We start from the raw sequence: 327 nt of genomic DNA on the forward strand, positions 1-327 counted from the left end.
TTCCGATCCGAGTTTCTCCAGATCGACTTCGCCTTCTTCGAACCATTCCGTCAGTTCGTCCTTGTTCAGACGCGGGGTCTGCCTGATGTTCAGTGCCATGATTGTGTCGATCAGCACGCGCACATCGCCCATGTCGCGGATCGAAATCACCGCATTGACCAGCCCCATTTCCATCGTTTCCCCGCTGATTGTTCGGGTGCTGGTCTTCTCGATTTCGTTAAGAAAAGCGATAGACGCCTTAAGCGGGTAAAGCGTTCCATTTACATTGATTTCCATTTTTCTTCTCCTGCTTTGCTGCTATTCCGCTGCCTGAGTCGTATCGGCGAA

1 protein-coding gene is annotated in these 327 nt (G+C 51.4%); it reads right to left on the reverse strand.

What is annotated here, in order from left to right; translation table 11 throughout:
* Nucleotides 1-276 (reverse strand): tail assembly chaperone (locus Afil_RS10825; protein ID WP_230268558.1); only part of this gene is annotated, 276 nt, incomplete at its 3' end.
* Between the last annotated feature and the right edge of the window lie 51 nt (nt 277-327).

The organism is Allobaculum fili (assembly GCF_020969955.1).
GTDB classification, from domain to species: Bacteria; Bacillota_I; Bacilli_A; order Erysipelotrichales; family Erysipelotrichaceae; genus Allobaculum; species Allobaculum fili.